We start from the raw sequence: 7379 nt of genomic DNA, 5'->3' as shown, positions 1-7379 counted from the left end.
GTCACGCTCCCGGAACTGGCACAGATGCTGCTGGATCTGGGCTGCGTCGAGGCGATGAATCTGGATGGCGGCGGCTCCACTCAGATGGCGGTGGGCAGTCAGCTCATCAATCGGCCCGAGGGCGGCACATATATGCGGCCAGTGCCATCGATCCTGGCGGTCGTCCATGCCGATTCCCTGGCATTCCCCAAAACGATCTATTATGAAAAGATCATCGACACTGCGGATCCTGCCTGCGATTTGGTGGGATTGGGCTGGTTCGCTTCAGCCAATGCTGGGTATTGGGGCGGCACGGCAGCGATGTTGAATACCATTGGCACAGGTGATCGCTATGCCAAATTTCGTTTGAACGTGAATGCTCCGGCGCAGTACGAACTGTTCGCCTGGTGGGTGGCTGCCTCGAATCGCTGCAAAAATACGCCATTCATTGTGAACCATGCCAGCGGCAGCGATACGGTCCGCCTCGATCAAACGATCAACGGCTCGAAATGGAACCGCATCGGCAGCTATCCTCTTTCGGGAGATTCCAGCGAGGCGATCATCATTTCCAACGCGGGGACAATCGGCACTTATATTGTTGTGGACGCGGTTAGAGTGATATCTTATGACCCCAAAACCGGCAGCGCCATTGCGCCGATGCGCGAGTCCTCTAAACCAGATAACTACCTCATTGCAAATAGCTATCCGAACCCATTTAATTCCATAACCACCATCCGTTTTTGGCTGGCACAAACGAGTTCAGCAAAAATCACTGTGCATAATTTGCATGGTGAATTGGTACAGGTCTTGTTCAATGGGGAAAAACAGGCGGGATGGCACGAACTGGTTTTTGATGCTTCGAACTTGTCCAGCGGCATCTATTTTGCTCGCGTACGGGCAGGAGAAATTCAGTCCTCATTAAAAATGGTGTTGATGAAATAGAAAGAGCAGTTCGTTCGCTTCGAGCTTCATCAATTTAGTTTATCGCTTCTTTGGAGGTCTCATTGGCCAGGGTGGTTTTCGGCAATTGAGATCCCCAATCAATTTCTTGCTTGAATGGCGACTATTAAATCTTTCCTAAGAGGGCCATTCCGAACGAAGTGAGGAATCTGGTTACATTGAGATCATTGTGGTCACAGATTTATGCCTGCGATCGAAATGCCAGAGAGCTGGATTTTCGCTCAGGCACTATTTAACTCCACAATATCGGAAGACACAAAAACGCGATGCTCGTTTTTATCCAAATCTTTCAGTTGGAAGCCAGAAGTAAAATTTCAATCAAAACGAAGAATTTAAATTGCCGATCGATCGAACTGCTTTTGTTTCGACCAGGGAATTGTGAATTTTCTGCATGATTTTCGAACAGGTGTTCAATATATTCTCAAGCCTTTAATGAAAACCAAGCAATTGAATCTCGGCGATTAGCTTTTTTAAAAACAATTTTAGAAGAATTGTCAGATCTCATGCCCCGATCTATTTGTTGATTTCGAAATTGTTCAATTTGATTTGCGAAATGAATGCTTGTTTTCGATCGTAACAATATAACCATCTGGTGGTCAAGAAGACTCGCCTTTATTTGCCACTCGAATTAACTTCTGATCCATAGAAAAATCGGCTTGCCTTAATTGTAGCAAATTACGATCATCGGCATGGAAATTGCAGGTGAAGGGATGATTTTTGTTCAAACGGAGCAATAAACGGCTGATAAAGCACCAAAGAATGCCAATAGCATTGATATTTGGGAATCGCGATGAGCCAAAGAGTCGCTAAGGCGGCCAAATATCGACCACAGGATTGGGTCAAACGCTGTTTCCTAACGCCAGAGGAGAGGTTCTCTATTGAATCTGATGGATTGCGCTATTTTGATGGAGCTGGACCTTTTCGCGTTACAGGAAGGGTCAACTGTGGGCTATTTGTCATTTTTTGAGATTTCAAGGGGCGATAAAAAAGGCCTATTAGAGCTTATTTCCTGATCTGGCTGCATAATTTGGAGGAATGTTCAACGTTCCGATTGGTACAAAATAGAAAACCAGAGCATTATGTTCCGGCGGCAAATAAGTCCCAAACTGAATGATGGGCGAAGAAGTTAGAGTCCATGAAGGACCGATTGTATCATTTAAAATGGGCCGCGGATCTGAAGCGGAAGTTTGGGGGAGTGAGCTGCATTCATTCTTTTTTGCTGTTTTTTTTCAGAGCAGCCCGCCGATCAATCATTCCAAGAAAAATGAGGGAACGACAGACCTTCAGTAATCATCAAAGTGAGAAATTTTAGGTTGGAAAAAATTTGGCGAAAGCGAATTAATCGACCGATGGATCGCCGTTCGATGGGACGAATATCTCAGATTTAAACCGGGGCATGGTCAGAATTCAACCAGATTGAGTATTGAGTAAGCCAGGAGGATATTGATCTTATCAAAATCGAGCAAGATTTTTCTGGCAAGAAAAAAAATTATTGAAAGGATCGCGAGCTCGCAAAGTCAGACATCAATCCATGAAATGAAAGACTGATTCAAAAATGTAATCGCTTTTGCGATGGTTTCTCATTGTGAGGGCCAAAATGACTTGCTTTTTCCAGATCGATTCTTTATTTTGAATAAGCTTTGATTGACATCGCTCGCATTTTTATCGATTCGCATTTTCAAAATTTCATTGATTGTTTGATCGAGATAACTCGAATTGTCAGGTGATTAATTTCCGCATGAACTGATGGTTTCGAAATCTTTGTTGATAGTTGATGAGGCGTTAGGAATCCAAGAGGCTTTTCTTGTTTCAACATAGGGTATCGATTGTTCGATAAAAGGGTATTGCAACAGCAGGTGAAAGCATGAATTGGCAACGGGCACGACAGCAGCGAATGATCATTTATGCAATTTTGATAGTATCAATTTTTGGAAATCATCGTATCATCTTTTCGCAAGCCACAGAAAACGGCAAAATTTCTGGCCACATTTATACTGCCTCTCATGAGCCTCTGGCGAAAGTTGAAGTTCGCGCAATTGCTTTTACAGGTCCCTACTTTCAGCGCATTGCCTATTCGAAGGATGATGGGAGTTACGAGATCACCCAATTGCCTGTTGGGCAGTATTACGTTCGCGTTCAGAATAAGGCGGGTTATTTAAATTTCTATTACAATAACGTCCTTGAGAAGTCTGATGCAACGCTGATCAAGATCAATAACAATCAGCATGTGAGCGGGATTGACTTTTACCTGGAGCGAGGGGGATTTATTTCGGGTCGGATTTTCAATAAGGCAGGGCAGCCGATCACGCAAAATTGCACCATCGGATTTTTTGATGCAAAGACATATAGCTTACGGGGTTTTATCGATGGCAGACCCGATGGGAGCTATATCAGTCCTGCCTTGCCCGCTGGGCCACATGTTGTGAAGGCATCGGCGTTACCGAGCGGATATTTGCTCACGTATTATCCTAACGTAAGCACCCAAGATAGTGCTCAAGCGATCCAGGTGACGGTGGGCGATACCAGTTCCAATATCAATTTTTATTTGGAGAAGGGTGGAGCGATCGCTGGTCTGGTGCTGGGAGATGAACCAGACCGGCCACCCATTGCCAATGCATGGGTGGTGGTAACCAATTGGCAGAACGGCGAATGGAGCTCAGAATGTTACAGCAATTCTCGTGGATATTATTGTGCGGCTGGGTTACGACCAGGAACCTACCGCGTCCAGATTTACAGCGTTGATCCGCTGCGCTATCATAATGAATATTATCAGAACGCAGTGACTCCGCAAGAGGCAACACCAGTCGGGGTAAAAGGTCAGGATACCACTTGGAGCATCAATTTCAGTTTAAAACCAGTGCAGCGAGTAACACTGCAGAACGATTTTATTGAAGTGGCAGTAAGCGATCGTTATCCTGGCACAAATTTCACGTTGGGCATTACTGGCGGATTACCAATTACGCCATACGACAATAACAAAGCGATTTTGTTCGGCCACCCGAATCCCTATACGTCGTTCAGTACGCTCTGGATTGATGGAAAGGAGGTGATCTATGGCAGTCAAGAAGGACGATTGTTAGACGATCCGTACGTTTCGAGGGATAATAAGAGCATAGAGCGAAACTGGGGCTATGGAAATCTTGAAATCAAGCAAAAGGTATCCCTTGTGGTCAGCGAATGGTCTGAGACTAAATATGAAGATACTGCCCAACTGCAATATATCATCATCAACAATGATCGTGTTGCTCACCAGGTGGGGATACGGGTATTGTTCGACACTATGCTGGGACAGAACGACAGCGCGTTGATTCGCACATCAAATTATCCTTTTACTGGTTTTGAGCAGGACTTTCATGCGCCAAATATCCCGAGCTGGTGGATCGCCATCGAGGGCACTCAGCGCAAAGTGCTATTCTCAGCCCAAGGGACCATCAAAGGATATGGAGCTACCCCACCGGATCGATTTGTGATCGCCAACTGGAGCAATATTTTCAATACAAAATGGCATTACAACACCAATGGGGAGTTAGGCATCGTTCATGACAGCGCAGTCGCCATGTGGTGGGATCCTGTGACGGTGCCGCCTGGCAAGGTCCACATCATCTGCACCTATATCGGCTTGGGAGAGATGTTCCCAGATAAAGTCCCGCCATATACGGAGAATCATATTCCAGCTCCCGAGGCCACAAATGTTCCACTTAATACTAATATTCAAGTCGATGTGGTGGACGATTACATGGGGGTTGATAGCAGTTCGCTTGAGATGGAAGTGAATGGAAGATTGGTAAAACCGAGGATCACTGGCACCATCGAACGATTTACCATGATTTACGATCCTGAAATCGATTTTGACTACAATGATACCGTATCAGTGGTGATCAGAGCGGCTGATTTGGCTTTTACTCCCAATGTGATGAAGCCAGATTCCTATCGATTTTTTATCAAAAGAGATCTTGAGCCGCCGAAAATCGTCGATCTATATCCGCAGCCTAAGGCCCGTCAGATCCCAGCCGATACTATGCTCAGTTTTATTGTGACAGATGGCCAATCAGGGGTGGACAAGGATTCGCTGAAGATTTCGATCAATGGTCGGATTATTCATCCGGAGGTTGAGGGGACACCAGCAGCTTACGCAGTGCGTTATCGGTTTCAACCGGCGTTTCGAGAAATGGATTCCGTGTCGGTCCGAATTCATGCCACTGATTTGGTTAAACCATCGAATTCATTGGATTCGAGTTTTTATTTCATCATCGCTCGGGATTCGTTAGCGCCATGGGTGAAATATTATGCCCCGTTGCACGAGTCCAAAGAAGTGAATCCAGATACGAACGTCATTATCGAGTTAATAGATGATTTTGCAGGGGTAGATCGCAACTCCATCCAGCTTACCATCAACGATATCAAGGTTCCATTTGAGCTGAGTGGGGATTCAAGCGATTACTGGATCAGCTATGGGCCGCCTAGAAGGTTTCGCTATAATGATAGCTTATCTGTCGTACTCACAGCCCGCGATCGGGCACGACAGCCTAACATCATGCGGCCGTTTGAGTTCTGGTTTAAAACCGAAATTGATACGCAACCACCAGTCATTGTCCCATTAGTTCCAATTCCAGGGGATACCACCGTGAATCCCACGCCGCTGGTTCGTGCCACAATCACCGATGATCGTGCTGGGGTCGCTGCGAACTCGATCAAGATGTGGGTCAATGGGGCGCTGGTCAACTTCGAGCAAGAAGGCAGCGGCAAACGATTAAATATCAGCTATCAATTCTCAACGCCGCGGAATTATCTTGAATGGATCGAGGTGAAGATTTACGCCGAAGATCAAAGCGATCCAGCCAATGCCGCCGACACCTGTCGGTACCGATTTCGGATCATGCGCGAGAAGGATTTAGCTCCGCCGTACGTAACGCTTTATCAACCCAGCAAAGGGGAGAGTGAAGTGCCGCCGGATTGCATTATTTCATTTCATGTCAGGGATGATCTCAGCGGTGTCGACAGCGCTTCCATCCGCGTGCAGGTCAATGGACGTCTGGTCAATAGAACCATCAGCGGCACAGTGCTGGACTATCGGGTGGAGCACCGACCGAATGTTCCATTTGGATATGGTCAGCGCGTATTGGTGGAAGTGGATGCCCACGATCTGGCAAAGGATGGTCCCAACGTGATGAAAACTGATAGCTGCGAATTTATCACAGCCTACGATCGACTGCCACCTGAAGTTGTTTGGATCAAACCAGGACCACCAGGTTCCCATATCCCATTGGATTCAGAATTCGAAGCGATCATCCAAGATCAGCACACTGGCGTGGATTTGAGCTCGCTTCGGTTCAAGTTTCAAGGGCAACCAATATCGCCGCAGATTGCTGGAGATTCCACCAGCTATCGCTGGCGCTTTGTACCGGAGCGACCGTTTTTGTACAACCAGCAATTGCATTGGGAGATCACGGGAAGCGATCTGGCGCATCCAGCGAATCGCATCCGGGACAGTTCCTTCGTGTTCTACACCATAGAAGATCGAGAGCCACCGTACATTACCCTGCGAGTTCCAGCGCCCGAGGCCCGAGGAATTGATTTTAATCCTGAAATCTTGGTGGAGATCAAGGATGATGTCGCTGGAGTGGCGAGGGATTCGATTCGGATGGCGGTGATGGGAAGGCCGGTCTCACCGACGATCGCTGGATCGCCCCAAGCCTACCGACTCAGTTACACCGACCCGATCGGTTTTCGGCCCGGCCAGCGGGTGGACATCAGAATTGATGCGGCTGACCTTTCTCATCCCAGCAATCGGATGAAACAAGACCAATACGGTTTTTACATCAAAGATGTATTTCCGGATTTGCTCATTAAGTCGTTTACGCTGAGCGAAAAGAAGGTGATGGTTCATCAGCCGGTGCAACTGTCTGCGGAAATCGAATGGCACACCGCCCCGATAATCGATCCGATTCAAGTGATAATATGGGATAATGAGCGAGTCCTTTGCGATACGATGGTTCAGATATTGGGATTTCCTGGTAGTTTTCCGATCGATCGAATGCTTCATTTTAACGATCGGTCCCTCCATCAAATTAAATTAGTGGTCGATCCCAATAATATAATCAAAGAAAGCAACGAAGAAAATAATCAAGCAGTGTTGACTATCGATGTCTATGAAGGCGAAGTGGTAGTGCGGCCCAATCCGTTCACACCAAACGATGATGGCTTTAACGATCGAGTAAGTTTCAATTTCGAAAAATTGGGCGTGGTTGCTCCTGTGCTAAAGCTGTTTGATATCTCAGGTCGAATGATCAATACCACAACGGTTACCCAGGGCTATGAATTTCTCTGGGATGGGAACGATCGCTATGGAAATCCAGCACAACCTGGCGTCTATCTCTACTTGTTGGAGGATCAAAATCGCATCATTGCCCATGGGTATGTGGTGCTGGCGCGGTAGCTCT

3 protein-coding genes are annotated in these 7379 nt (G+C 46.7%); all 3 read left to right on the top strand.

The features are described from left to right. A partial coding sequence (locus ONB37_03575; GenBank protein MDZ7399227.1) for a phosphodiester glycosidase family protein occupies positions 1 to 921 on the top strand: 921 nt, incomplete at its 5' end. An 808-nt stretch (positions 922 to 1729) separates the two neighbouring features. Continuing rightward, entirely contained in the window at positions 1730 to 1906 is a 177-nt protein-coding gene (locus ONB37_03570; GenBank protein MDZ7399226.1) for a hypothetical protein, read from the top strand. Positions 1907 to 2803: 897 nt separating this feature from the next. Beyond that, positions 2804 to 7375 (top strand): gliding motility-associated C-terminal domain-containing protein, encoded by a 4572-nt coding sequence (locus ONB37_03565; GenBank protein ID MDZ7399225.1) that lies wholly within the window; start codon positions 2804 to 2806, stop codon positions 7373 to 7375. The last annotated feature ends 4 nt before the right edge of the window (positions 7376 to 7379 follow it).

It is taken from the genome of candidate division KSB1 bacterium, from assembly GCA_034506395.1.
In the GTDB taxonomy this organism is placed as follows: Bacteria; Zhuqueibacterota; Zhuqueibacteria; order Thermofontimicrobiales; family Thermofontimicrobiaceae; genus Thermofontimicrobium.
Note: the sequence above shows the minus strand (reverse complement) of the source record. Positions and strands in the feature narration are given on the sequence as shown.

What these genes read in the sequence shown, in the direction of transcription:
- ONB37_03565 (MDZ7399225.1), top strand. Translation starts at nt 2,804, where the DNA reads ATGAATTGGCAACGGGCACGACAGCAGCGAATGATCATTTATGCAATT.
- ONB37_03570 (MDZ7399226.1), top strand. Translation starts at nt 1,730, where the DNA reads ATGAGCCAAAGAGTCGCTAAGGCGGCCAAATATCGACCACAGGATTGG.